Raw genomic sequence first — 25,218 nt, forward strand, 5'->3', positions numbered from 1 at the left:
ACCCACCTAACGAACCCTCAACCACCCCTCTGACCTGGGAATTTACTGTTCACACAAGAATGGACGGCCAACCCAGAGGGACTCCAGGGTCGCTCCAGAACGAACCGATACGGTTGAAAACGAACCGCCCGGTCTGCCCCGGCTACCGGGGGCGGGTCCCCCCGGCCTCCAGGTCCGCGAGCAGCTCCGCCGGCACGAGCGTCGGCAGCAGCAGCCGCCAGAACCGGGTGACCGTGGACGCCGAGAGCCACTCCGCGTCCCGGGCCCCGAGCACCTCGAACCCCACGGTCGCGGCCACGACGGCACCCCCCGCGTCCCCGGCCGCCACCTCCGGCCGCAACTCGCCCTCGGCATCGGCCCGTTTCAGCGTCTCCTCGACCCAGCGCCGCCACCGCTCGCGCAGATCGGCCTGCGAGGCACGGGACGCCTCACCGCTCAACTCGAAGCCGGCCCGCAGCACGACGTCGCCGCGCAGCGCCCCGGCGAGCCCGTGGGTGACGTCGACCAGGAGCTGTACGCGGGGAGCCCCGATCGGGAGCACGGCATCGGTGACGGCCAGCAGCCGACTCAGCGCCGCCGCCTCGACGGCGTCCGCCAGCGCGGCCTTGTTGGCGAAGTGGAAGTGCAGCGCCCCGTTGCTCACGCCGGCCAGCGAACTGATCGCGGCGAGCGACGCGACGGGGAACCCGTCGCGGTCGAAGATCTCGGCCGCGGACCGGATCAGGGTGTCACGCGTCCGCGCCGCGCGTTCCTGTTTGACCATGGACTGCTCCGTCACTGCGAGAGGTGCCGCACCCACGGAAGGCGGGCACGGCGAAGGTGCCGCGGAGCTGCGCGAGGGTGCGGTCCCGCTCGACGACCCACTCTAACAAACCGCCTGTGCGGTTTTTAGTCCCGTGGTCGCCACCTACCCGGCTCGACCGATGGGGAACCGTCGGCCGAAGGCATTCGGTCACCTTCGATGGCGATACTCGAGAACGACTCGCGCCCCGCTCGATGGGCCCGGCACCGAAATCGGGCCCATATGCCAGGGCTGAGGCGGGCCAGAAGGCGGGAGAAATTTGCCGACCAGGGGTGATGGATTACTTGGAGGAGATCACTCCACTTCATCCCAAAACGGATGGTCGAGTATCGCTAGAGATTAAACCGGGTGGTCTGTATCTTTCCGGCCCAGAGACACAACAGCCCTTCTCGCCAGCGCATGCAGCCAAGGGGGAGAAATGTCCGCGAGCACGTTTCGAGTCGAGCGCACCACGGTGAACGACGCCCCGGCCGGACACATCACGGCTCCCGTGTCCCAGCCGAACGGCTTCCGCTTCCCGTCTCTGACCGTCACCGTTCCCAAGGAGCTCGTCCATCGGGCCTCCGTCGCCGAGGTCGTTCTCACCGACTGGCAGCGCCTGGACGATGACCGCTTCCTCGTGACCGCGCAATGGCCCCGCGCCCACAGCTTCTTCACCCCGGTCGCGGACGGATACCACGACCCGCTCATCGTGTGCGAAACGGTGCGCCAGTTCTGCATCCTCCTCGGCCACGCCGAATTCGGGATCCCGCTCGGGCACCAGTTCGTCATGTGGGACCTCGACGTGGCCGTACGGCCCGAGCACCTGCTCGTGGGCTGGGCACCCGCCACTCTCGACATCGAGATCACCTGCACGGAGATCGAGCGCCGCGGCAAGAAGGTCTCGAAGCTCCGCTTCGAGTCGGTCTTATGGCGCGAGGGCAACATCGTCGCCACCGGAGGCGCGTCGTACTCCGCCATGGCGCCCACACTGTACCGACGGGTGCGCGGCGAGCACACCCTCGGCTCGGACTGGTACCAGCTCCCCCTCATCGGCCCCGCGGCGCCGCAGAGCGTCGGGCGTACGTCCCCCATGGACGTGGTCCTGTCTCCCACGGCCGAACCCCACCGCTGGCAGTTACGGGCGGACACCCGTCACCCCATCCTCTTCGAGCACGCGCTGGACCACGTTCCGGGCATGGTGCTGATGGAGGCCGCCCGACAGGCCACTGCCGCCGTCCTGAAGCGGTCCTCGTACCTCCCCCTCAGCATCTCCAGCGAGTTCAAGCGGTACACCGAACTGGACGCGCCCTGCATGATCGAGGCCCACCTGGTTCCCGGCTCGGCCCGCGACGGCGAGGAGACCGTCCTGGTCACCGCACATCAGGACGGCGCCCTCGTCTTCAATGCCACCGTGACCGCGGGGTCGCACGGCTGCTGACCGCGCGCACGACCGTCCTCGGCGTCGCGCCGACACCCCGCCCTCCTCCCTCTCGACGCAGCGGACGGCCCAGCAACTCGGCGAGCTGGGCCGTCCGCCGTCTGCCGACTCCAGTGACCGAGGTGACCAGGTGACGAGGATCATGTGAATTTCCGTTCCCTGATCAACAATTCGTCTGCCCGGAACCGGATCAAGACCACCACTCGCGGTAAGATACAAACTGGGCGGTTTTTTTACTGACCCCGAACTCGCAACCTGAGTAAGGGAGGAGCCGACGTGGCCGATCAGGTCCGAGCCATCCGCACACGGCAGACGATCCTGTCCGCGGCGGCCAAGGTCTTCGAGGACCACGGCTACCAGGCCGCGACGATCTCGCAGATCCTCACCGAAGCCGGGGTAACCAAGGGAGCCCTGTACTTCCACTTCCAGTCGAAGGACGACCTGGCCCAGGGAGTGCTCGCCGAGCAGGACCTGCGCCTCGTCCCACCGGCCCGGACGTCCAAGGTCCAGGAGCTCGTCGACGTGGCGATGCTGCACGCCCACCGCCTGGAGACCGACCCCATGGTGCGCGCCGGCGTCCGTCTGACGCTGGACCAGCAGGCACACGGTTTGGACCGCAGCGGACCCTTCGTACGATGGAGCGAGGCCCTTCAGCACCTGCTCCAGCAGGCCCGGGAGCAGGGTGCGCTGCTGCCCCATGTCGTCCCCGCCGAGACCGCCGACGTCATCGTGGGATCGTTCGCCGGCATCCAGCAGATGTCCCAGGCCATCTGCGACTACCGCGACCTGTCGAGCAGGGTCTCCGCACTGATGCGCCACTTGCTGCCCAGCGTGGTGGTGCCCTCCGTCCTCGCGTCGCTCGACCTCTCCGACGGCCGGGGAGCCACGGTCTACGTCGAGGCCCTGAAGGCGGTCGACGAGCTGGAACTGTCGAGCTCCGTCGGCTGAGCGGCAGCGCCCGTCCGACTCCCGGCGGCATCGTCGCTGCCGTCCTCGACGAGGTACCCGGACAGGACGTCGGGCAGGTCCGTCCCACCCGGCGTCCACGCGATGTAGCCGTCGGGCCGCACCAGGAGCGCGTCGTACGGCACTCCGGGCGCGGGCCGCGCACGCACCACGTGCAGCGTCCCCGCCCATGGGCGCGCCTCGTCCCGGTGGGCGTCGCCCTTCTCGCCCAGGAGCAGGAGCAGCGGACGGCCGTCCCGTAGGAGGCCGATCACATCGGTCTCGCCCGCCTCCGTGTGGAGCGGTGCGTTGCGCAGGAACGTTCCCGCTCCGGGCGAAGGACGGCCGGGGTGTGCCGGAAGCACCGTGTCCTGTGCACTGATCATGCCGCTGAGGTGCCCGTGGCCGTCGTCGGCGGCCAGTATTTCGGCGAACACCCCGCGCAGGGCGTCCGGTTCGAGGCCCGGCCGCATCAGGGCGAGCTGGGCCCGGGTGTTCTCGATGACCCGCCGGCCGGCCGGCCGGCGCTCCAGGTCGTAGGTGTCCAGCAGCTCCTCGCCCGCTCTGCCGTGCACGGCGAGCGCCAGCTTCCAGCCCAGGTTGAGGGCGTCCAGCACCCCGGTGCTCAGGCCCTGTCCACCGATGGGGAAGTGCACGTGCGCCGCGTCCCCCATCAGGAAGACCCGTTCCGCCCGGAAGGTCCGGGCGAGTCTGGTGACGTCGCTGAACCTGCTGAGCCAGCGCGGATCTTCCATCGCGACGTCGTGTCCGGCGATCCAGGACACCTCCCTCCGCAGGTCCTCCAGGGTGGGCGGCAGCTGCCGGTCGGCATGGGCGCCGGCGCAGTTGAGCGTCCTGATGTGCATCCCGCCCCCCGGGTCGCGCTTGGTCACGATCCAGCCCCGGTCCGTACGGAGCCACCCCTGGGACAGCACGTCCGGGTCCGTCAGTGTGACCGTGCCCATGAGCGAGGCGACCGTGGCCGGCCAGGTGTCGGAGGTGATGCCCGCCTGTTCGCGGACCGTACCGCGCGCCCCGTCCGCCCCCACCACGTACTGGGCGGCGCAGGTGACCGGCCCCTGCGGCCCCTCGGCGGTGACCCGCACCCCGTCCCGGTCCTGGACCGTTTCCGTCACCCGGTGCTCCCGCAGGATCCGGGCTCCCGCCGCCCGGGCCCGCCCCTCGAACAGCCGCTCCAGCTCGGCCTGGGGGCACTTGAGGATCGGCTGCGGTTCGGTCTCGGGAGCCGCGATGAGCAGGCCGGGCAGGCCTGCGAAGTGGAAGGGGCTGGCGCCGCCCCCGGGACCGGCGGACGGGGCCACGGGTCCCGCCAGGTGACCGCGCCTGACCAGGCTCTGCACCGCCCTGGCGTGCAGCGTGGTCGCTTTGGGCCGTTCGGAGACCCGGACCTGCGATTCGAGCAGGACGGTGTCCACTCCGTACGCGGCGAGCTCGGCGGCGACGAGCATGCCGACCGGGCCGCCGCCCACCACGATCACCTGCGCATGTAACCGACGTAACCCCTGCACAGCGGCGCCCCTCCCCGTTGGCCAGTCCCCATCCGGCAGCCGGAAATATACCGGGCAGCCCGTTTGTTTTCTAGCTTTCGGCGCCGCCGCGACAAGAGCAACTCCGCAACTCTCAGGCGGAGTTCGGACCGAACTCCGCCGACTCCCCCGACAGCAGCAGCTTCTTCTGCGGCTTGCCCATGGCGTTGCGCGGCACCGCCCCGACGAAGCGCACCTCGCGCGGGCGCTTGTGCACCGACAGGTGCGCGGCGACGAAGTCGGTGAGCTCCGCGCCGGTGACCCCCTCGGCGACGACGTAGGCGACGATCCGCTGTCCGAGGTCCGCGTCGGGCACGCCGACCACGGCCGCCTCGCGCACCTTGGGGTGGTCCAGCAGGGCGTTCTCGATCTCGCCCGCGCCGATCCGGTAGCCCCCGGACTTGATCATGTCGATGGAGGCGCGGCCCACGATCCGGTGCACGCCGTCCGCCTCGTCGACGGCCGCGATGTCTCCCGTACGGAACCAGCCGTCCTCGGTGTACGCGGCGGCGGTGGCCTCCGGCCGGCCGAGGTACCCGGAGAACAGGGTGGGCCCGGTCAGCTGGAGTTCCCCGATCTCCGCGCCCGGCTCGGCGGCGATCCGCGTGGCGATGCCGGGCAGCGGGGTGCCGACCGTCCCGGGCCGCACCTCGCCCCCCGCCCGCCCGCTCACCGTGATCAGGGTCTCGGTCATCCCGTAGCGCTCCACGGGGCGGTGTCCGGTCAGCCGCTCCAGGTCCCGGAAGACGGGCGCGGGCAGGGCGGCGCTGCCCGACACCAGGAGCCGGGCCCCGGACAGCGCGGCGGCGGCCTCCGGTGCGGCGGCGATACGGGACCACACGGTCGGCACCCCGAAGTACAGGCTGCCGCCGGCCGAGGCGTAGGCCTCGGGCGTCGGCCGCCCGGTGTGCACGAGGCGGCTGCCGGTGCGCAGGGCGCCGAGCACGCCGAGGACCAGCCCGTGCACGTGGAACAGCGGCAGCCCGTGCACCAGGGTGTCGTCGGCGCTCCACTGCCAGGCTCCGGCGAGCGCGTCGAGGTCGGCGGCGATGGCGGCGCCGCTGAGGACCACGCCCTTGGGCGGGCCGGTGGTCCCGGAGGTGTACAGGATCAGCGCGGGGTCCCCGGGCGCGGCGGGCTTCCCGGACCGGGCCGCCGAAGAGCGCCGGGCGAAGTCCACCTCGACCTCCGCGGCACCCGAGTCGCGCAGGATGTGCTCCCGCTCGTCGGTCCCCGCGTCGGGCGGCAGCGGTACGCAGGGCACCCCGGCGAGCAGCCCGCCGACCACCGCGGCGACGGTCTCCAGGGAGGGCGTGGCGGTCACCGCGAAGGCCGGGGCCCCCGCGACGTCCGCGGCCACCGCCCCGGCCGCGCCGAGCAGTTCCTCGTACGAAGCGGTGCGGCCGGCGACGGTGACGGCGTCCGCGCGGTCCCCGTACGCACCTTCGAGTGCGGTGAGCACGATAGTTCCCCTCTGTGGTGGTCCCGGCATCGAGACGGCTGCTCAAGACGCAGTGGACGGCTGCTCGAATCCTCCGCGCCTCAGGACGCCCGCCCCCGTATAGTCGCGGTGCCTTGACTAGTTGATGACCCGTTCCCGAAGAATCGATGACCGAGATCCTCCGAGGACGGACGAGCAGGGGGAGACAATATGGAGACCGCACGGCTGGCCTCGCTCATCGCCGCCACCGTCACCATGGGCCTGGTCAGCGGCCTGTTCTACGGCTTCTCCGTCTCCGTGATGCCGGGTCTGAAGCGCTCCGACGACCGGACGGTCATCGAGGTCATGCAGCACATCAACAAGGCCATCCTCAACGGCTGGTTCGTCCTCGGCTACATCGGCGCGTTCCTGTTCACCGCCCTGGCGCTGGCCCTTCACGTCCCGTCCGACGGCCGTGACGTGCTGCCCCCGCTGATCGCGGCCCTGGTCTGCTACATCCTGTCGATGGGCCTCACCAACAAGGTGAACATCCCGCTGAACAACGCGCTGGAGAAGGCCGGCCCGGTCGCCCGGATCAGCGACCCGGCCGCCGTCCGCCGCGCCTTCGAGGGCCCCTGGGCCCGCGCGAACGTCTGGCGCACCCTGCTCTGCACCGCCGCGGTCGGCTTCCTGGCCTGGGCCCTGTACCTGCACGGTCAGGCCCGCTGACCCGCACCCGGGCACGCACCCGGGCACGCACGAAGTCCCCCGGTCGGGTGGGCCGGAGGACTTCGAGGTGGTGCGTGGGGGAGGACGAGGACCGGCGGAGTCGGGGCTCGATGGGTCAGCGGGTGGCCCGGCCGTAGAGGATCAGGGCACGGGCCAGGGCGGTCAGGGCCACCGTGCACAGCAGGGTGCGGATGATGTTGGTGGACACCCAGGTGCTCTTGAACTTCTCGACGATCGCGAAGTCCGTCAGCTTCGCCGCGTCGCCCGCGTCGGCGAGCTCGTTGTTCAGCGGGATGTTCACGGAGAACGTGATCATCAGGACGACGAAGTAGGCCAGGGCGGCCGCCCCTACCCAGATCGCCACGCCGCGGCGGCCCTTGCGGTACTCGACGACCGCCGAGGCGGCGGACGCGAGCAGGGCGATGACGAACGCCATGCCGAAGAGCCCGTTGCCGTCGATCATCTCGTTGAAGGACTGCATCGCGGTGACGTACGTACGGTCGTCGCCCTCGGCCAGTCCCGGCATCACCGAGACGTCGAAGGCGAAGAACAGGCCCGCCATCAGGCCGACCAGCACCGTCGAGACCAGGAGGAGCGCGGTGGCGATCTTGGAGCGCTCGGTGGTCGCCGGCGGGGGCTGCCGGGGCGGGGCGTAGGGCCCGCTACCGGCCGGATTGGAGTTCATGGGACATCCTCGTCTGGGTGGTGGGAGTGCTGCTCGCCCTCGGCACGGACATCCGATCGTGGCACTCCCCGGGACACCCGGCCATGGGTTTCCACCGACGTTCGAGCAGGGCTCGACCGCTGAACTCGACCGCAGAGATCAAAAACTGGACTCATGTGATGACTCGTGGGGGACACGGCCGGACATGGTCTGTTGCCCAGGATTCTTCCGACGGATCCTCGGCTCGCCCTTGAGCGGTCGTCGAGCGGAGCCGTGGCACCGGACGTGGCACCGGCCGCGCGCCGGACACGGCCTACCGGATGCGGAAGTTCGCCATCATCCCCATCGCCGAGTGGTCCAGCAGGTGGCAGTGGTAGACGTACGTCCCCTTGTAGGTGTTGAAGGTGGCGTGCAGTTTCACCGTCTCGCCGGGGAAGAGCCGCACGGTGTCCTTCGCGCCGGCCTCGCCCGGCCCGACCGGGGCGCCGTTGCGCTCCAGCAGCCGGAACTGCACCAGGTGCATGTGGAAGTTGTGCGGGACGATCTTGTTGGCGTTGGTGACGGTCCAGATCTCCGAGGTGCCGTGCGCGATGGTCTGATCGATGCGCTGGTAGTCCCACTCCTGGCCGTCCATGAAGCCCCTCGGCTCCTCCCGGCCGTCCTCGTCCATGCTGAGGACGATGTTGCGCTGCACCGTCGCCGGCGCCAGGGCCGGGAACGTGCGCAGCCTGTCGGGCACCCGGCTCGGGTCGGAGGCGGTTCGTACGACGTCGAAGCGCAGCACCTTGCCCACCTGGTCCGGGGTGCCCGGGCCCAGGGTGTTCTCCAGGACGATCTTCGTGCCGACCGGGTAGCGGGAGAAGTCGATGACCACGTCCGCGCGCTCCGCCGGGGACAGCCCGATGGTGTCGGTGGTGAAGGGGCGCTCCAGCAGCCCGCCGTCCGTGCCGATCTGGATCATCTGGCCGCCGTCCGACAAGCGGAGCTGGAAGAAGCGCATGTTGGAGGAGTTGAGCAGCCGGAAGCGGTACTTCCGCGCTGCCACCTCGAAGTAGGGGCTCGGGCGCCCGTTGGCGAGGATGGTCGTCCGGCCGAAGACGTCGTCCATGACGTAGACCAGCTGTCCGGCCTCGTCGAAGCGGGCGTCGCGCAGGGCGATCGGGACCTCGTACTGGCCGGCCGGGAGCGGCAGCGACCGTTCGTTCTCGTCCGAGAGCAGGTAGGTGGCGGACAGGCCGCGGTAGACGTGCTCCGACTCCATGTGGTGGGCGTGGTCGTGGAACCAGAGGCCGGCGCCCGCCTGCTGGTTGGGGTAGGTGTAGGTGCGCGAGGTGCCCGGCCCGAAGGTGTCCATGGGGCCGCCGTCGTTCTCCGGTGAGACGTTGCCGCCGTGCAGGTGGACCGAGACCGGCATGCCCAGGTTGTTGCGGTGCCGGATCACCACGGGCCGCCCGGAGCGGGCGCGCAGCACGGGGCCCGGAAAGTTCCCGTTGTACGTCAGGACCTTCGTCTGCACCCCGGGGATGATCTCCCGCGCCACCTCCTTCATGGTCACGGCGTACGTGTCCTGGCCGCCCAGCACGGATATCGGCGAGAGCACCGGCGTCGTCGGCATCCGCACGGTGAACGGCGCCGGGACGGTGACCGCCTCCGTGGCCTCCGCGGACTGGGCGCTGAGCAGCGGCACCAGCCCACCGGTGGTGAGCAGGCCCGCACCGGCCGCGCCGATGGCGCCGCCGAGCACGCTGCGTCTGGTGACCATGGGTTTCCTCCTGGGAAGGGTGGGGTGCGCGCGGGAGGCGCGCCGCGAGTGCACCAGGGCCCGCTAGCGCGTCGCTCGAACCCGGATGGGGTGAGGTTGCGCGGGCCTTGCGGGGGCCCGGCAACCCTTCTCGTGCGTACGTACGACCGCGTACGCCCGACTTGTGCCGCCGCACCCGGCGGCCGCTGGGGGAGGCTCCCGTGGACCTGCACGACCTGCACGACTTACGCGACTGGCTGCCGCGTGCGCTCGGCGTGGCGGAGCGGTGGGGCGGGCAGTTCGGACCGTACGAGACGCACGACGCGCACCGGATCGCCCCCGAGGCGTTCACCGAGGCCTTCGACCGCCTCGCCAAACGGATGGACCACAACTATCCGTTCTTCCACCCGCGTTACGCCGGACAGATGGTCAAGCCGCCGCATCCGGCGGCCGTCACCGGCTACCTGACCGCGATGCTCTTCAACCCGAACAACCACGCCGCGGAGGGCGGCCCGGCGACCACGGAGATGGAACGCGAGGCGGTCGCCGAGCTGGCCTCGATGTTCGGCCTCGCCGCGCACGTCGGGCACCTCACCACCAGCGGCACCATGGCCAACCTGGAGGCCCTGTACGTCGCCCGGCAGCTGCACCCGGACCGCGGGATCGCGTACAGCAGCGAGTGCCACTACACGCACGAGCGGATGTGCCACGTCCTCGGCATGGAGGGCCACCGCATCCCCGCCGACGCCCACGGGCGCATCGACCTCGACGCGCTGGAGCAGGCCCTGCGCACCGGCCGGATCGGCACCGTCGTCGTCACCACCGGCACCACCGGCCTGGGGGCGGTCGACCCCGTGCACGAGGTGCTGCGGCTGGCCCGCCGGTACGGGGCGCGGGTGCACGTCGACGCGGCGTACGGCGGCTTCTACGCGATCCTCGGCCGGACCGGCACCGGCGACATCGACCCCGCACCCTGGCGGGCGATCGCCGAATGCGACTCGGTCGTCGTCGACCCGCACAAGCAGGGCCTGCAGCCGTACGGCTGCGGCGCGGTCCTCTTCCCGGACCCGCGCGCCGGCCGGCACTTCGCGCACGACTCCCCGTACACCTACTTCACCGACTCGGACCTGCACCTGGGCGAGATCAGCCTGGAGTGCTCACGGGCGGGTGCCGCGGCCGCCGGCCTGTGGCTGACCCTGCAGCTCCTCCCGCTCACCCCGGACGGCTTCGGCCGCATCCTCGCCGCGAACCGCCGGGCCGCACTGAGCTGGGCGGACCTCCTCGCCACGTCCGACGACCTCACCCTCTACCAGCGCCCGGACCTCGACATCGTCACGTACTTCCCGACGACCGCGGACGGCTCCCTCTCCTCCATCGACGCGGCCTCGGACCGCCTGCTGCGCGACGGAATGACGGCCGAGGCAGACCCGGTGTTCCTGAGCGTGCTGCGCGCGGACGCCGACGCTTTCGTACGCCGCCACCCGCAGGTGGTGCGCGACGCGGAGGCGGCCCGGGTGATCCGCAGCGTCCTGATCAAGCCGGAGTCCGAGCACTACCTGCCGGTGCTGCACGCCCGGGTGTCGGAACTCGCCGCCCTGGGCCGCACGCCGGCCTGACCGAGCACGCCCCTCTCCCCTCTCCTCTCCTACCGACCGGAGGACCCGTCTTGTCCCCGACCCTCTCCCCTTCCCCTTCCCCCAACCTCAGCCGCTCCCGAGTCACCCACCTGTCCGCCCTGCTCGCCTCCTCCTTCCACAACGACCCCCTGGCGCGCTGGATGATCCCGAACGAACGGCTCCGAACCGAGCTCCTGCCGGGGTTCTTCCGGGTGTTCGTCGAACTGTCCGCCGCACACGACGGGGTGCTCACCACCCCGGACGGCGACGCGGTGCTGCTCTTCCTGCCGCCCGGCGCCGAGCCCGACGAGGCAGCCCTGGACGCGGCCTTCACCGAGGCCCTGGGCGAGCACGCGGACGCCCTGCGCACGATCTCCGCCCTCCAGGCGGAACACCACCCCCACGGCCCGCCGCACTACTACATCTCCTTCGGCGCGGTCCGCCCCGGCCGCCAGCAGGGCGGCCTGATCTCCCACCTCTTGACCACACTGCTCGCCCGCGCGGACGCCGAGGGCGTCGGCGCGTACACGGAGGCCAGCTCCCCGGGCGGCGAGGCGGCGACCCGCCGCTTCGGCTTCGACCGCCTGGGCGGGGACTTGGAGCTGCCCGCCGGCGGACCCGTACTCCGACCGATGTGGAGGGACCCCCGATGAGGGGAGACGACCTGATCCAGTCGTGGACCCCGGGCCAGATCGCCCGCGGCGAAGCACCTGCCGACGCCCTGGGCCCGCTCCTTCAAGTCCTCATGTGGAGCCGGGACTTCCTGGTCTCGAGCCACCCCGAACTGGGCCGCTCGGGCCCGGTGTGCCCGTACACCCAGCCCTCGCTGCGCAAGGAGCTCTTCCACCTGGCCCTGCCGTCCGCGGACTGCGAGGACCTGGCCTCGGCGGTCGACTCCCTCCGCACCCGCCACGCCGCGCTCTCCGCGCCCCTCTCCCCGGAGGACCGCGAGCTCCTGACGATCCTCCTGGTCCTCCCGGGCTTCGACCCGACGGACTCGGTCGAGCTGGACGAACTCCAGCGCAAGGCGAAGGACGAGTTCGTGGCGGAGGGCCTGATGATCGGCCAGTTCCACCCGGTCTGCGAGGAGCCGGGCCTCTACAACGAGTCCTTCCGCCCGCTCCGCGCGCCGCTGCCCCTCCTGGCCGTCCGCAAGCTCCTGGTCTTCGACCTCCCGTTCCTGGTGGGCGACGACTCCCACATGGACCACTACCTCCAGCGCTTCGCCCCGGAAATCCCGTCCCGCATCCGCGACCAGCTGGTGAGCCGCGTGGTCGCCGCCTGACGGTTCCGTCCAAGGGCGAGCAGCCCCACCGCTACGACTCCGGCCCCGGAAGCGAAACGCATCCGGGGCCGGCCTGCGCGGATCCCGCGCCCGCGGAGCACATCGGGGTGTTCACGGGACGGTCCGCGCAGCTCAATGGGCCACAAATGCCTGATAAGTTCAGGCCATACGAGAGCACAGGCGTTCGATGCCTCCTCCCTCCGTGAAGACACCCGGAAGCGAAAGCCGTACAAGGGTTCAGGCCGGACGCCGCTCCCCTGCCCGCGCCGATCCTGAAAGCCCGCCATGACCACTCCCCCGCCGAACCCCTACTCCGGCGCCCCCGTTCCCCCCGACCCGTACGCCGGCGCGCATCCCACGCAGAACCCGTACGCACAGCCGCCCGCCCCTGGCCACCAGCCCATGCCGCAGCACCCGCAGTACGCGGCCCCGTACCCGTACCCCCACGCTCAAGCACCCGCGCCCGGATGCCGCAACTGCGGGGCCCCGGAGGCGGCGAACATCGCGGTCCGCGCCCACGTGGGCGTGCTGATCATGATGCGCTTCCACACCCTCCAAGGCCCCTTCTGCCGCCAGTGCGGCCGGTCGCTGGTGCGCACCATGACCACGAAGACGCTGTTCCAGGGCTGGTGGAGCCCCCTCTCCCTGGTGATCTTCACGCCCTTCACGCTGCTCTGGAACCTGATCGCCTCGATCAAGTTCGGCAAGCTCCCGCCCTCCGAGCCGGCACCGGGCCGCCAGCCCCTGGAGGAGGGCCCGCCGGTGTACGCCCGGCCGCTCGCGTACGTGGCGATCGTGCCGCTGCTGTGGGCCACCTGGGTCGTGGCCAACATAATCGCCGACCTCACCGCCTGACCCGCTACCCGCTCCGCAGTCGGCGAGGAGCAACGCGCCCTGCCGCAACGCCCGAGGCCTGAGGCCCGCAACCATGAGGTTGCGGGCCTCAGCACTCAAGCTCGGCCACCTTCCTGACACCGTCTGACGTGCGAAAGTGGATCTTTGTACTCCATGCCCTTACCTGGGAAGTAATGGCACCGGTCTGTCGGCGCTGGCGAGAATGGTGATCTCGCCGCGCCAGATCGGACGCGGATGTCGGATCGGAGTGATGAGCCGTGTCCATAGCCGCACCTGCGACCACCCGCGCCGTGCTGGAGGAACTGTTGCGCCGGATCGGCGAGGGCGACCCTGAGCGCATCGCTGAGATGTATGCCGAGCGGGGCGACTGGAAGCTGGACTGGCCAGAGGCCGAGCACGGTCGGGCCGCCACCCCGTGGATCCGCCACCGTTCCACCCGTGCCGATGCCGCCGCCCACTACCGCGAGCTCGCCGAGCACCACGTTCCCGGGCAGGCGGCGACCGAGATCGAACGCATCCTCATCGACGGCAACGACGCGGTCGTGCTCGGCGAGATCCGTCAGACCGCCCGCTCCACCGGACGTGCCTATCGCGCTCGGTTCGCTTTGCACCTCACTGTCGAAGACGGCCTTGTCACCCGCCACCATGTCTACGAAGACAGCCTTGCCGTCGCCCAGGCGTTCGACACGAAGGGGTCGAGTGAGGATCGCTGAGGCGGCACCGGCAAAGTTGCCGGTCGCAGCCACTCATTGAGGATTGCGATCAGCACCGTCGTCTCGTGGCGGACAGTAAGTCCGTCTACCTGGCGGCGACGGCCCGGCGTCCCTCTGCTGCTGCAGGGTGTCAGCCGATGCGGCCGACGTGGATGACCACGATGGTGATGGTGGCCTCGGTGATCTCGTACATGACCCGGTAGCGCCCGACGCGCATCCGGCGCAGGTCCGGGGAGCCGTAGGGGGTGCTGCCCTCGGGGCGGGGCTGATCGGCGAGCAGGTCGACGGCGTCCATCAGCTGGCGCAGCCCGTCGGCGTCGTCTTTGAGGAACCGGGCGGCCGCGTCGATGGCGGGCTCGTCCCAGACGGTGGGCCCGGCTCGGACGTCTGCATCAGCGGAGTCCAGACGCCTGTGAGTCCTGACCCCGCGAGTGCGCCACCTCGTCGGCGCGCATCTGCCGCTTCTCCGGGCTCTCCGACCGCCCGGCTGCGAGGCAGCCCGGCGGACAAGTCGTCGGGGGATCGCACGGCGGGTCATCGGTCAGAGGCTGCGGGCGGTGATGTTGCCGTAGGCGGTGGTGGCGTGGATGGTCAGGTCGGCGGTGCCGCCGCCGGTGTTGGTGAGGGCGTTGTCGATGCGGCCGTAGCTCGTACCGGCGTCCAGGGAGGCGGAGACTCCGTGGGCGGCGCCGACCGAGATCTCGCCGTGCTCAGTGCGCAGTGTGACCGTGCCGCGCGCGGCCTCGGTGATGGTGATGTCGCCCTTCTGGGTGCTGATTTCGGCGGGGCCGCCCAGGCGGCCGACCGTGATGTCGCCTGCCTGGAGGGTGACGCGGGCGTCGGCGGCCTCGTCGAGCGTGACCGTGCCGTGCGCGCTGTCGTACGTGACATCGCCGAGTCGACCGACGGTCTCGAACTCGGCGGAGGCCGTCTTCGCCTCGACGTGCGAGCCCGCCGGCAGCTGCACCGTCACCCGCACCGAACCGGAGTTGCCCAGGATCTGCTTCGCCGCCGCAGCGGCCGCGATCCGCAGGACGCCGTCGGCGTACTCGACCGTGGTCTGCTCCGCCGCCTTCACGTCACGGCCCTTCGAAGCGTCCGCGGGGAGGATCTCCACCGTGGTGTCGGCACGGTCCGCGGCGATGAACCGGACGTTGCCCGCCGGGATGTCGAGGACGGCGGCGATCGGGGCGGCGGTGTTGAAGTTCTGCATTGTCTTCTCCTTGGATGCGTTCTTTCCGATGAGGGAAAAGCTACGTTGCATTCAAGGATCTAGCAACATGTTCGTTGCGTAGATGTTTGATTTATGCAGGTCAGAGCCTAGAAAGTGTTGCAATGACTTTGAATTCAACGCAATGGAGGCTGTTCCGTTCGTTGCAATGGATGGGAGGTGAACGCTATACGCGGGCGGACAGAGGGCCGCCCACCTTCCGGGCGGGGCGGCCCTCCGGCTCCTCTAGGACCGCCCCGCCATCAGGCAGTCCTCCAGGAAGGTCAGCACCCGCAGGTGGTACGCCGTGGCCGCGTGGCCGAGGCTGATGTTGTGGCCCGCCGCCGGGAGGTGTTCCAGGGCGACGTGGGGGGATGAGGTCAGGCGGTCGGTCATCGCCGTCAGGGTCGCGGGGTCCAGGTCCCACCAGGCCTCGTGTTCCGCGAAGGTGAGGCGGACGGGGATGCGTACGCGGTCCGCAAGGTCCTCGTACTGGCCCGGCCACCGCAGGGTTTCCGCCGACTCCCGGGGCGGGGTCGGGGAGAGCAGGGCGCGGCTGGCCTTGAAGGTGCCGGGCGGGTAGAGCGGCAGGGGGCCCCAGTTGAGCTTGGTGGCGCCGCCGCCGAGGGTGGACGGGAAGTGCAGGGCCTCGGGGTTGTAGTGGTGGCCGACGCCCGAGGCGTCCAGGCCGAGGAGAGGGAGGCCGCCGTCGGTGGCGGCCGTGTGGAGGGCGACCTTGCCGCCGTCCGAGTGGCCCAGGAGGAAGACCCCGGCGCCGATGTCGTACGCGGCGGCGTGCTCCTTGAGGGCCGCGTGGAGGGTTTCCGCCTGCTCGGCCAGGCTCTGGCCCTCGGGGATCAGGTCCGCCGAGTCCCCGTAGCCCGGCCGGTCGACCGCCAGGACCGCGTGACCCAGGCTGGTGGCGAGGGGGATGAAGGAGTTCCAGTACGCCGCCCGCATGCCCCGGCCGTGGATGGCCAGGATCGTGGAGCGGGGGGCGGAGGCGGAGACGCCGGAGACGCCCCCCTCCGGCAGCGCGAGGATCGCCGACAGCGGGATGCCCGCCGCGTTCAGCGTGTAGGTGTAGGAGGAGTAGGGGCGTACGCCGCCCGGCTGAGTGCTCATCGGACCGCCAGCTCCTTCCGGGCCGCGGCCATCGCGTCCACCCAGGCCGCCGGGGATCCGGTGCGCAGCAGCGAGGTGCCCACCAGGAGGCCGCCGAAGCCGGCGTCGAGGAGTTCGGCGGCGGTCGCCGGGCCGTCGATGCCGCTGGCGCTGACCGGGCAGGCGGTGCCGAGCGCGCGGACCGCCGGCAGCAGGTCCAGGGAGCGGCCGAGGTCGCCGGCGCCGCGCTCGCGCGTCTTGATGTCCTTGTTGTTGACGGCGATCACGCACTCCTCGGGGTGGTGGACCGCTTCGAGTTCGGATTCGTCGGTGACCTCCACGAAGGGGGTGAGGCCGGTCAGCAGGCATTCCGTGACCAGCGTGCTCATGCTCGTCGCCGGGAGCAGGGCCGCCGTCAGCAGCACCGCGGACGCGCCGAGTTCCTTGGCCGTGCGGATCTGGTCCTTTCTCGTGATGAAGTCCTTCTGGAGGAGCGGGAGGTCGGTCAGCGCCGCCACGTCCCGCAGCAGCGCCGGTGAGCCGCCGAACCAGCGGCCCGTCACCACGGAGATGCAGGGCGCGCCCGCGACCTCGTACGAGCCCACGATCGCGGCCGGAGTGCGGCCGCCGACCAGGTCGTAGCCGTGGGCGTCCCGCCGCTTCACCTCCATCACCACGGGGGTCGGGGAGGCCAGGAGGGCCTCGAGAAAAGGGAAGCCGGTCCGGTTCTGCTTCGTCATCGCGAGAGCTCCAGTCGGGGGTGGTCGGGGACGTGGGAGTGAGGGCCGTGGGAGTGAGGGACGTACGAGCCCGTGCGCCAGGCGCGGGCCAGGGCGGCGATCTCCGGGACCCCGAAGCGGCCGGTCGTCAGGTCGCGCGCCGCCGTGTCCACGTCGATGCCGCGGAACCCGGGGTGGTGCACGACGGCCTCGTAGTCGGGGCGGTTGGCCGGGGACAGGCCGCCGGCCAGCAGGAACGGCTTGGTCAGCCGGGGCAGCAGGGCGGTGAGGCGGGCCGGGTCGAGGGTGCGTCCGGTGCTGCCGATCCGGCCGTCGCCGGTGGCCGTGTCGAGGAGGAAGAGGTCGGTGCCCGCCCGGTCGTACGCGCCGATCAGCGGCCGTTCCACACAGCCCCCGCGCTCCTCCACGTGCAGCACCTTGACGATGCCGGTCTCGGCGGGCAGGGCCTCGCGCAGGGCCCGTACGACGGCCGGCGGCTGGTAGGCGTGGAGCTGGACCCAGCGGACTCCGGTGCGCCGGACGATCCCGGCCAGCTCGCCGGGGTCGGCCAGGAAGGTCACGAGGACCGGCAGGAGGCCGGCCGAACGGGCCGCCGCCGCGAGGGCGGCGAGCCCGTCCGGGTCCAGTTCCGACGGGCCGCCGGGTACGCCGTGCCAGAGCCCGACGCAGTCCGCCCCGGCGGCCGCCGCCGCCTCGATGTCCTGCGGGACCGTGGCCCCGCAGACCTTCAGAAGCGTCTGGGACAGGGGGCTGGTGGTGCTCACTTGCCCAGTCCCAGGGTGGAGGCGATGCGGTTGTACTGGATCTCGTTCGAACCGGAGTAGATGGTGCCGCCGACGGCGTTGCGCACCTCCATCTCCAGGCCGAACTCCGCCATGTAGCCGTGGCCGCCGAAGATCTGGACGGCGGACAGGCTGCTGGCCAGGTTGCTCTCGCTGGTGACGAGCTTGGCGATGGCGAGGTCCTGGGTGACGTTCTCGCCGGCCTGCAGCTTCTCGCCCGTGTCGTAGAGCCACTTGCGGGCGGTCTCCAGCTGGACCTTCATGTCGACGATCTTGTTGGCGATCGTCTGGTACGAACCGATCGCCTTTCCGAACGACTTACGCGTCTTCGCGTATTCGACACACCGCTCCAGCCGGTGCTGCATCTCGCCCACGTTGACGATGAAGGAGAAGAGGATCTCCCGCTTCATCACGTGGTCCATCACCATGAACCCGCCGCCGACCCGGCCGAGCACCGCGCTCCTGGGCACCCGTACGTCGTCGAAGAACAGCTCGCTGATCGGAGAGGTCCGCAGACCCATCTTCTTGATGGGCTTGCCGGCGGTGATTCCGGGGGTGTTCCGGTCGAGCAGGAACGCCGTCGTTCCGAGCGGGCCGCCGTCCGGGTGGGTCCGGGCGTAGAGCACGATCAGGTCGGCGACCGGTCCGTTGCTGACGAAGCACTTGCTGCCGTTGATGACGAAGTCGTCCCCGTCACGGACGGCCCTGGTGGCCATCGCCATGGCGTCCGAACCGCTCTCGGACTCGGTGATGGCATGGGCGCCGATCGCCTCGCCCGAGCAGATCAGGGGCAGGTAGCGCTCCTTCTGTTCGAGGGTGCCGAACTGCTGGAGCGGGATTCCGGTGGAGCAGATGGACGTGGTGACCGAGAAGCTGAGGCCCCCGTCGCGGTTGTACTCGCCGAGGCCTTCCAGCGCGTACATGGTGGTGAGGATCGACTGCCCGAGGCCTCCGTAGTCCTCGTCGAAGGGCAGTGAGAGGATCCCGGTCTTCTGGACGAGCTTCCACTTGTCCTCCGAGAAGGCGGACTGCTCGTCGAGTTCGATGTGGTCTGCGCTGAGTGCGTCTCCCCACCGCTCCAGGCCTTCACGCAGATCGGCCTGGTCGGCGTTCCAACGGATCACGACGGACCCCTTTGTTTCGGTGGCGGTGCTTCGGATGGGTGGCGCTCCGCGTTGGCCGGATGGGCCGGGCGGGCACCCGCGCGCCTCAGTAGGCGGAGGAGGAGTGGGCGTCGAGGCTGTGGACCTCGTCACCGCGCAGGGCCGGCGAGAAGACGCAGACCAGGCGCAGGTCCTCGTGCGGGCTGGCGACGAGGAAGTGGGCGTCGTGCTGGTCGAGGGCGTACATCCGGCCCGGGACGATCTCGTGCGAGGTGCCGTCGAGCTCGATGACCTCGCCGGAGCCCTCGATGCAGTAGCAGGCCTCCAGGTGGTTGACGTACTCCAGGCGGGACTTGGTGCCGGCCAGCACGGTGGTGTCGGTGAGCGAGTAGCCCAGGCCGTCCTCGGCGAGGAGGAAGCGGCGGCTGAGGCCGTTGCCCCACTCGACGGTCTTCACGGACTCGATGTCGCGAACGATCATGGCTGTCTCCCGGTGTGAGGGTGGTGCGCGGATGTTCCGGATGAGGGGTGGAGCTCTCTTCTGCTGGTCAGAAAGGTCGGTGCGGTCTGTGTCGTCGGTGCGGTAGGTGCGGTCAGTGCGGTCGGTGCGCTTCTGCTTCCGGCAGGACCGAGCGGACGAACTCGCGGAAGGCCTCGGTCACATCGCGACCGGCCTCCTGAGCCCGCTCCACGGCTGCCACCGCGGCGGAGCCGATGATCGCGGCGTCGGCGCCGGCGGCCCCGACCGCCTCGACGTCCTGCCGTGTGCTGACCCCGAAGCCGACGGCGATCGGGGAGTTCGTGTGCGCCCGGAGCCCGGTGACCGTCCGCGCCAGCGCGGCGTGGCCGGCGGCGGGTGCGGTCCCGCTGCGTCCGTAGTGGGCGACGAGGTAGAGGTAGGCGGAGGCGTGTGCGGCGGCCTGGGCCTGCGTCTCGGGCTCGCTCTTGGCGTAGCAGGTGGTGACGACGGGCAGGCCCGCCGCCGCGGCGGATTCGAGGTGTTCGGCGCGCAGCCGCGGCGGCAGCGCGTGCACCAGTAGTCCGTCCGCTCCCGACGCGGCGATCTCTCGGGTGGCGGTGGCCAGGTCCCGGTGCTTGAGGGAGTGGCTCCAGTCGGCGAGCAGGGCGATCCGAAGGTGCGCCAGGTGCGGCCGTACGTCGGCGATGAAGGCGAGTACGTCGTCCAGTCCGGCCCCGCCGCGCTCCAGGGCCCGGCTCGCGGAGCGCCGGACGACCGGGCCGTCGGTGATCGAGTCGGGGAACGGGACGGCCAGTTCCAGGCAGTCCACGCCCTCCTCGTCGAGCATCAGGACCAGGTCCCGCAGGACGGGCAGGGGCGGGTCGCCCGCGTTGAGGAACAGCGCCAGTCCGGGCGGACCGCCGGGGGCGCGGCGGGTGAAGAAGGGGGCGGGGGCCGGTGGCTTCGCCTCGGTCGAGGCCGTGAGGGTCCCCGCCGGTGTCGGGCTAGGCACGGGCCACCGCCAGGGTGCGGGGGGCGGTCGGGGTGCGGGGGGCGGTCGGGGCGGCGGCCGCGAGGCGCTGTGCCAGTGCGTGGGCCGCGCCGGAGCGGACCGCTTCCTCGGCGAGCGAGACCGCGGAGGCCCAGTCCCGGCGGGTGCCGGAGGCCACCACCAGGGCGGCCGCGCCGAGGCAGACCGTCCGGGTGGCGACCCTGCCGGCCGTGCCGGAGAGCACGGAGAGGAAGTGGTCGACGGCCGCGGCGGGTTCGGCGGCCGGTCGCAGGTCGCCGAAGGAGCCGTCGCCCGGGGTGAGTTCGCCCGGCCGGATGATCCGGGTCAGAGAGCGGGCTCCGTGGACGGTGTTGGTGGCGAAGGGGAGCAGTTCGTCCGCGCCCGTGTCGTTCGTGGTCAGCCAGATGCGGCGGGTGGTGGTGGTCGCGGCGAGCTCCCGCAGGGTGTCGATCGGAGCGGCCGCCGAGACCCCGGTGACCTGGGCGGCCACCGGCAGGTCGGCGAGGAAGGGGCCCAGGGCGTTCAGGAACCGGCCGAAGGGCTTCATGCTCAGCGGGGCCACGGTCCGTGCCAGCCGGGTCAGCTGCGCCGGGTAGACGAAGGGCCCGGCGAAGGCGATCCCGTGTGCGGCGAGGGTGTCCTCGGTCTGGGCGTAGGAGGAGGTGAGACGGACACCGAGCCGTTCCAGCAGGTCGACGGAGCCGAGCGAGCTGGTGTAGGCCCGGGAGCCGGTTTTGACGACCTTGACCCCGGCGGCCGCGGCGACGAACGCCGAGGCGGTGGAGATGTTGAACGTCTTGGGCCCGCCGCCGGTGCCGACGACGTTCACGGTGCCCTCCCAGGGGGTGGTCACCGGGCCCGCCGGCCGGCGCTCGGCGAGCGAGTCCAGCAGGTGGCGCAGGGTCTGGTGGTCGGGGAGCCGGCTGCTCAGGGAGGCCAGCAGGGCGAGGACCTCGGCCTTGTCGAGGCTGCCTGCGCCCAGCTGGTCCCACCAGGACCGCCAGGTCTCGCGGCCGACGGGAGCTTGCTGCTCCAGCAGGCCTGTGAGTGCGTCGTGCACGGTCGGTCTCCGTCTCGTCTCCGTCGGGGTGCGGTGCCTAAGTGGTTGGCTTAAGCGGTGGCCGTGGCGCGGGCCTGGGTGATGAAGGTGTCGATCGACTCGACGCTGCGGAAGTTGTTGGGGTCCAGGTCCTCGTCGCCGATGGCGAGCTCGAAGCGGTCCTCGACCCAGGCGATCAGCTTCAGGACGCCCAGGCTGTCGATGACCCCGTCGTTGAGCAGGTCGTGGTCGACCGCGAGCTCGGAGGCCGGGGTGCCGGGGAGGAACTCGGTGATGACGAAGTTCTTGATGGTGTCGACGTTGCTCATGACGGGATTCCTTCGGCGAGAGGTGTGGCTACGGGTGTGGTGGCTACGGCTGCGGTGGTGGTGAGGGTCAGCCGGTCGAGCCGGTCGAGCGCCTTGCGGTCGACCTTTCCGGTGGCCGTCTTCGGCAACGGCGCTTCGATCACGGTGAGTTGGTGGGGTACGGCGGCCCTGGGCAGGTGCCGGGCGCAGTGCGTGCGCAGCTGCAGGCCGGTCAGGGTGGATCCGGGGACCCGCTGGACGCCGGCGACGAGCCGCTTGCCGGCGATCGGGTCGGGCAGGGCGGCGACGCCCGCCTCCAGGACCTCGGGGTGTTCCTGCAGGACCCGTTCGATCTCGGCGGTGTTGACGGCGACCCCGCGCACCTTGACCTGGAAGTCGGTGCGCCCGGTCAGGTGCAGGGTGCCGGCGGCGTCGCGCCGTACGAGGTCTCCGGTGCGGAACCAGCGGCGGTCGTCGAGGCCGAGCGGGTGGGCGGTGAACTTGTCGGCGTGCCGGGTCCGGTCGAGGTAGCCGCGGGTCTGGAAGGGCGTGGAGACGAAGAGCTCTCCGCTGCCGGGGCCTTCGACGGGGGTGAGGGTGTCGGGGTCGAGGACGAGGGCGCGTACGCCGGGCAGCGGGCGGCCGATGGGGACGGGCGGGAAGGAGGTGGCCGATGTGTCGACCTCGTGGATGAAGCTGTCGTTGGTCTCCGTGCAGCCGTAGATGTTGTGGATGCGGGCCTTCGGGAAGAGGGCGGGCAGCGCGGCGTAGGTGCGGTCGGGGATGGCGTCGCCGGTGAACATCACGTGCTCGACGCCGGGGAAGAGGTCGCCGGTCTTGGCGGCGGCGTCCTGGAGGAGCCCGAAGGCCATCGGGACGGCCTGCACCACGTGCACTCCGTGGCGTTGGACCAGGTCGGTCAGGTGGCGGCCGTGTGCGGCCAGGGCCGGGTCGACGAGGATCACGCGTCCGCCGCGGGCGAGGGTGGTCCAGACGTCGAGGAGGCAGAGGTCGAAGTTGAGGGGGGCGTAGTTGAGGACGGTCCGGTCGGGGCCGATCTCGAAGGCGTTGCCGGCCCACCGGGTGAACCGGTCCACGGCGTCCAGGGCGATCGGGACGATCTTCGGCAGGCTGGTGGAGCCGGAGGTGGTGAGCATGAGGGCCACGTCGGCGGCCTCGTCGGCGGGCAGCGGCTGGGCGGCGACGTCCGGGTTGGGTGCGACCCGGGCGCTCTCGCCGCCGGGGGCGAGGACGTGGGCGCAGCCGGCCTGGGCGAAGAGATCGGCGAGCAGGGTGTCGGCGAGGGCGGGGGACGGGAGCAGCACCGGCCGGCGGGCCAGCAGGCATCCGAGTACGAGGGCCACGGCGGCCGGGGACTTGTCGGCGAGGACGCCGACCGGGACCCCGGGGGCGAGCGCGAGCTGCGCGAGGCGGTCCCGTTCCTCCCCGGCGAGCTCGTACAGCTCCCGGTAGGTGGTCTCGTCCCCGTTGAAGACGAGCGCGGTGGCGTGGGGGCGGTCTCGGACCTGGGTCAGGAAGCCGCCGAGGAGGCCGAGTTCGACGACCGGGGTGACGGGGATGCCCGGGCCGGGGGTGGTGGTCACGGCTGCTCACCCGCCTCCGGCGCGGTCGGCTGCGCGAACTCGATCCAGCCGCTCTTGACGGCCGCGCCCTTCGGCGTCTTGCAGGTGAAGCGGACGATGCGGGCCTCGGCGTCGGGCTGCAGGACGACCTCCAGCGGGATGCCGGGCGGCACCGGGGCCGAGAAGCGGCAGCCGAGGCCGCGCACCTTGGCGGAGTCGCCGCCCGCGAAGCGGTCCACGGCCTCCTCCACCGCGAGGGCGACGACGCTCATGCCGTGCGCGATGACGGTGTCGAAGCCGGCCCCGCGGGCCGCCTGCTCGTCGAGGTGGATGGGGTTGAGGTCGCCGGAGGCGTGGGCGTACGTACTGATCCAGTCGGTGGTCAGCTCGTGCACCGCGGTCTGCGGCTCGCCGGCCCCGAGCGGGGTCGGGGCGGCGGGGCCGCCCGCGATGTCGCCGAACGGCTCCAGCAGGGTCGCGCCCACCAGCAGGGCGGAGATGACCAGTTCCGCGAAGGGTTCCGCGCCGTCCTCGCCGGTGAGCCGGACCCGCAGCGCGATCCGGGCGCCGCGCGGCTCCTTGCGGATGCCGAGCACGTCGAGCCGTACGGTCACCTCCTCGCCGGGGCGGACCGGGCGGACGGTGCGGATGTCCTGGCCGAGGTGGACCACGGACACCGGGCCGGGCTCGGCCTCGGTCAGTGCGGCGACGGTCTGCTCGGCCACCGTGTGGGCGAGGACGAAGGTGTGGACGGGCGAGGCCTGGCCGGGCCGGGCGGTGGTCAGCCCGCGCCGGGCGGCACCGCGGTAGTCGGTGATCTCGGGCTCGGTGACGGTGAGCGTGCGGACCGGGGAGGGCAGCGACAGGAGCGTCATACCGGCGTCACCACCACTGAGGAGTTGTGCCCGCCGAACCCGAAGGAGTTCGTGATCGCGGGTCCCGGGGGCACGGCGCGCGGTGCGCCGTGGACGACGTCGATGTCCATTCCTGGCTCCAGCTGTTCGTGGTTGGCGGTGGGAGGCACCTCGCAGTGCCGCATGGCCTGCACGGTGGCGATGAGTTCGACGGCGCCGGCGGCGCCGATGAGGTGGCCGATGACCGACTTGGGGGCGGTGACGGGCGGCTGGGCGGTGCCGAACACCTTCCTGAGCGCTGCCGCCTCGGACCGGTCGTTGTGCGGGGTCGAGGTGCCGTGCGCGTTGACGTGCACGATGTCGGAGGGGTCGAGGCCGGCGTCGGCGATGGCACCGGCCATGGCGGCCGCGGCTCCCGCGCCGTCGGGCAGCGGCATCGCGAGGTGGTGGGCGTCGGCGGTGGCTGCGTACCCGGCGACCAGCCCGTACGTCTTCGCGCCGCGGGCGGTCGCGTCCTCCAGCCGTTCCAGTACGACGAACCCGGCGCCCTCGCCCATCACGAAGCCGTCGCGGTCCTTGTCGAAGGGGCGCGAGGCGCGCTCCGGGTCGTCGTTGCGGAAGGAGACCGCGTTGAGGTTGCCGAAGCCGGCCAGCGTGACCGGGGTGAGCGTGTGTTCGGCGCCGCCGGCGATGACGAGGTCGGCGCGGCCGGTCTGCAGGAGCATCAGGGCGTGTCCGATGGCGTCGGCGCCGCTGGCGCAGGTGTTGGCCACGGTGAGGGCGGGGCCCGTCCAGCCGAGCCGGATGGCGATGTGCGCGGCGGCCGCGTTGGGCATCGTCATCAGCGGCATCAGCGGGTTGACCTTGGCGGGGCCGCCTTCGGTGAAGTGGGCGGACTCCAGGTCGCTGGTGGCCCGCCCGCCGACGGCGTTGCCGACGACGATGGCGGTGCGCCCGGCTTCGGCGGTGGGCGATCCCGCGTCACGGTGGGCGGCGAGGGCCGCGGCCGTTCCGTAGTGGGCGAAGGGGTCCATCCGGCGGGCTTCCTTGGCGGGGACGAGCCCGGCGAGCCCGTCGAGGCCGCGGACCCGGCAGCCGATCTTGACCCGGTGCCGGCTGAGGTCGAAGTGGGTGAGCTCGGCGGCGGTGGACCGGCCGGCTCGCAGCGTCTGCCACAGCTCGTCCGGGGTGCACCCGCCGGGGGTGACCACGCCCATGCCGGTGATGGCTACGGGCGGCCGCGCCGAACTGCCCCTGGACGATCCAGGCATGTCTGCTCCCTTAAG

26 protein-coding genes are annotated in these 25,218 nt (G+C 71.4%); 8 read left to right on the top strand and 18 right to left on the bottom strand.

Features of this window, described 5'->3' with window-relative positions; genetic code table 11:
- Positions 1-142 precede the first annotated feature (142 nt).
- Positions 143-763, bottom strand: coding sequence for a ScbR family autoregulator-binding transcription factor (locus tag OG625_RS40910; protein ID WP_329391851.1), 621 nt, complete (start codon positions 761-763; stop codon positions 143-145).
- A 457-nt stretch (positions 764-1,220) separates the two neighbouring features.
- Here OG625_RS40910 and OG625_RS40915 point away from each other — a divergent pair, with 457 nt between their 5' ends.
- Together OG625_RS40915 and OG625_RS40920 are read left to right on the top strand one after the other, a co-directional pair.
- Complete coding sequence (locus OG625_RS40915; RefSeq protein ID WP_329391854.1) at positions 1,221-2,222, top strand: ScbA/BarX family gamma-butyrolactone biosynthesis protein; 1,002 nt, start codon at positions 1,221-1,223, stop codon at positions 2,220-2,222.
- Positions 2,223-2,498: 276 nt separating this feature from the next.
- Positions 2,499-3,170, top strand: a complete 672-nt coding sequence (locus OG625_RS40920) for a ScbR family autoregulator-binding transcription factor (protein ID WP_329391856.1) — start codon at positions 2,499-2,501, stop codon at positions 3,168-3,170.
- Here the strand turns inward: OG625_RS40920 and OG625_RS40925 are convergent.
- Together OG625_RS40925 and OG625_RS40930 are read right to left on the bottom strand one after the other, a co-directional pair.
- Positions 3,113-4,666 (bottom strand): FAD-dependent monooxygenase, encoded by a 1,554-nt coding sequence (locus tag OG625_RS40925; RefSeq protein WP_329391859.1) that lies wholly within the window; start codon positions 4,664-4,666, stop codon positions 3,113-3,115. The genes OG625_RS40920 and OG625_RS40925 overlap by 58 nt on opposite strands.
- A 142-nt stretch (positions 4,667-4,808) precedes the next feature.
- Positions 4,809-6,206, bottom strand: coding sequence for an AMP-binding protein (locus OG625_RS40930; protein ID WP_329391861.1), 1,398 nt, complete (start codon positions 6,204-6,206; stop codon positions 4,809-4,811).
- A gap of 159 nt (positions 6,207-6,365) precedes the next feature.
- Here OG625_RS40930 and OG625_RS40935 point away from each other — a divergent pair, with 159 nt between their 5' ends.
- The gene (locus tag OG625_RS40935; RefSeq protein ID WP_329391863.1) at positions 6,366-6,863 is read left to right on the top strand and encodes an anthrone oxygenase family protein; all 498 of its coding nucleotides are present in this window, start codon (positions 6,366-6,368) and stop codon (positions 6,861-6,863) included.
- A 115-nt stretch (positions 6,864-6,978) separates the two neighbouring features.
- On the opposite strand, the gene OG625_RS40940 is transcribed toward OG625_RS40935, so the two are convergent.
- Positions 6,979-7,548: an anthrone oxygenase family protein gene (locus tag OG625_RS40940; RefSeq protein ID WP_329391865.1), complete on the bottom strand. Its 570-nt coding sequence runs from the start codon at positions 7,546-7,548 to the stop codon at positions 6,979-6,981.
- A gap of 292 nt (positions 7,549-7,840) precedes the next feature.
- Complete coding sequence (locus OG625_RS40945) at positions 7,841-9,289, bottom strand: multicopper oxidase family protein (RefSeq protein ID WP_329391867.1); 1,449 nt, start codon at positions 9,287-9,289, stop codon at positions 7,841-7,843.
- 200 nt (positions 9,290-9,489) lie between these two features.
- Here OG625_RS40945 and OG625_RS40950 point away from each other — a divergent pair, with 200 nt between their 5' ends.
- The 5 genes from OG625_RS40950 to OG625_RS40970 all read left to right on the top strand — a co-directional run bounded on the left by OG625_RS40950 (position 9,490) and on the right by OG625_RS40970 (position 13,737).
- Entirely contained in the window at positions 9,490-10,884 is a 1,395-nt protein-coding gene (locus tag OG625_RS40950; RefSeq protein WP_443067936.1) for a pyridoxal phosphate-dependent decarboxylase family protein, read from the top strand.
- 50 nt (positions 10,885-10,934) lie between these two features.
- Positions 10,935-11,537, top strand: a complete 603-nt coding sequence (locus tag OG625_RS40955) for a hypothetical protein (RefSeq protein ID WP_329391869.1) — start codon at positions 10,935-10,937, stop codon at positions 11,535-11,537.
- Positions 11,534-12,169 (top strand): DUF6875 domain-containing protein, encoded by a 636-nt coding sequence (locus OG625_RS40960; RefSeq protein WP_329391871.1) that lies wholly within the window; start codon positions 11,534-11,536, stop codon positions 12,167-12,169. The genes OG625_RS40955 and OG625_RS40960 overlap by 4 nt, the downstream gene beginning before the upstream one ends.
- A 285-nt stretch (positions 12,170-12,454) precedes the next feature.
- On the top strand, positions 12,455-13,024 hold the full coding sequence (locus OG625_RS40965; RefSeq protein WP_329391873.1) for a hypothetical protein: 570 nt from the start codon (positions 12,455-12,457) through the stop codon (positions 13,022-13,024).
- Positions 13,025-13,281: 257 nt separating this feature from the next.
- Positions 13,282-13,737, top strand: a complete 456-nt coding sequence (locus OG625_RS40970; protein WP_329391876.1) for a nuclear transport factor 2 family protein — start codon at positions 13,282-13,284, stop codon at positions 13,735-13,737.
- A 130-nt stretch (positions 13,738-13,867) separates the two neighbouring features.
- On the opposite strand, the gene OG625_RS40975 is transcribed toward OG625_RS40970, so the two are convergent.
- The 13 genes from OG625_RS40975 to OG625_RS41035 all read right to left on the bottom strand — a co-directional run bounded on the left by OG625_RS40975 (position 13,868) and on the right by OG625_RS41035 (position 25,203).
- On the bottom strand, positions 13,868-14,143 hold the full coding sequence (locus tag OG625_RS40975; protein ID WP_329392019.1) for a type II toxin-antitoxin system RelE family toxin: 276 nt from the start codon (positions 14,141-14,143) through the stop codon (positions 13,868-13,870).
- A 135-nt stretch (positions 14,144-14,278) separates the two neighbouring features.
- Positions 14,279-14,950: a DUF4097 family beta strand repeat-containing protein gene (locus OG625_RS40980; RefSeq protein WP_329391878.1), complete on the bottom strand. Its 672-nt coding sequence runs from the start codon at positions 14,948-14,950 to the stop codon at positions 14,279-14,281.
- A 243-nt stretch (positions 14,951-15,193) separates the two neighbouring features.
- On the bottom strand, positions 15,194-16,072 hold the full coding sequence (locus OG625_RS40985) for an alpha/beta hydrolase (RefSeq protein WP_329391880.1): 879 nt from the start codon (positions 16,070-16,072) through the stop codon (positions 15,194-15,196).
- Complete coding sequence (locus OG625_RS40990) at positions 16,069-16,791, bottom strand: indole-3-glycerol-phosphate synthase (RefSeq protein WP_329391882.1); 723 nt, start codon at positions 16,789-16,791, stop codon at positions 16,069-16,071. The genes OG625_RS40985 and OG625_RS40990 overlap by 4 nt, the downstream gene beginning before the upstream one ends.
- A complete protein-coding gene (locus OG625_RS40995) occupies positions 16,788-17,555 on the bottom strand; it encodes a phosphoribosylanthranilate isomerase (RefSeq protein ID WP_329391883.1) in 768 nt (255 codons plus the stop codon). The genes OG625_RS40990 and OG625_RS40995 overlap by 4 nt, the downstream gene beginning before the upstream one ends.
- On the bottom strand, positions 17,552-18,697 hold the full coding sequence (locus OG625_RS41000; protein WP_329391885.1) for an acyl-CoA dehydrogenase family protein: 1,146 nt from the start codon (positions 18,695-18,697) through the stop codon (positions 17,552-17,554). Before OG625_RS41000 ends, OG625_RS40995 begins: the two co-directional genes overlap by 4 nt.
- Before the next feature lie 85 nt (positions 18,698-18,782).
- On the bottom strand, positions 18,783-19,157 hold the full coding sequence (locus OG625_RS41005) for an ectoine synthase (protein WP_030721055.1): 375 nt from the start codon (positions 19,155-19,157) through the stop codon (positions 18,783-18,785).
- Between the two features lie 112 nt (positions 19,158-19,269).
- On the bottom strand, positions 19,270-20,043 hold the full coding sequence (trpA, locus tag OG625_RS41010; protein WP_443067940.1) for a tryptophan synthase subunit alpha: 774 nt from the start codon (positions 20,041-20,043) through the stop codon (positions 19,270-19,272).
- A 97-nt stretch (positions 20,044-20,140) separates the two neighbouring features.
- The gene (locus tag OG625_RS41015) at positions 20,141-21,208 is read right to left on the bottom strand and encodes a hypothetical protein (protein ID WP_329391892.1); all 1,068 of its coding nucleotides are present in this window, start codon (positions 21,206-21,208) and stop codon (positions 20,141-20,143) included.
- 50 nt (positions 21,209-21,258) lie between these two features.
- Entirely contained in the window at positions 21,259-21,516 is a 258-nt protein-coding gene (locus OG625_RS41020; RefSeq protein ID WP_329391894.1) for an acyl carrier protein, read from the bottom strand.
- Positions 21,513-23,099, bottom strand: coding sequence for an AMP-binding protein (locus tag OG625_RS41025; RefSeq protein ID WP_329391896.1), 1,587 nt, complete (start codon positions 23,097-23,099; stop codon positions 21,513-21,515). Before OG625_RS41025 ends, OG625_RS41020 begins: the two co-directional genes overlap by 4 nt.
- On the bottom strand, positions 23,096-23,953 hold the full coding sequence (locus tag OG625_RS41030; RefSeq protein ID WP_329391898.1) for a MaoC/PaaZ C-terminal domain-containing protein: 858 nt from the start codon (positions 23,951-23,953) through the stop codon (positions 23,096-23,098). Before OG625_RS41030 ends, OG625_RS41025 begins: the two co-directional genes overlap by 4 nt.
- On the bottom strand, positions 23,950-25,203 hold the full coding sequence (locus OG625_RS41035; RefSeq protein ID WP_329391900.1) for a beta-ketoacyl-[acyl-carrier-protein] synthase family protein: 1,254 nt from the start codon (positions 25,201-25,203) through the stop codon (positions 23,950-23,952). Before OG625_RS41035 ends, OG625_RS41030 begins: the two co-directional genes overlap by 4 nt.
- Between the last annotated feature and the right edge of the window lie 15 nt (positions 25,204-25,218).

Source organism: Streptomyces sp. NBC_01351, assembly GCF_036237315.1.
In the GTDB taxonomy this organism is placed as follows: domain Bacteria; phylum Actinomycetota; class Actinomycetes; order Streptomycetales; family Streptomycetaceae; genus Streptomyces.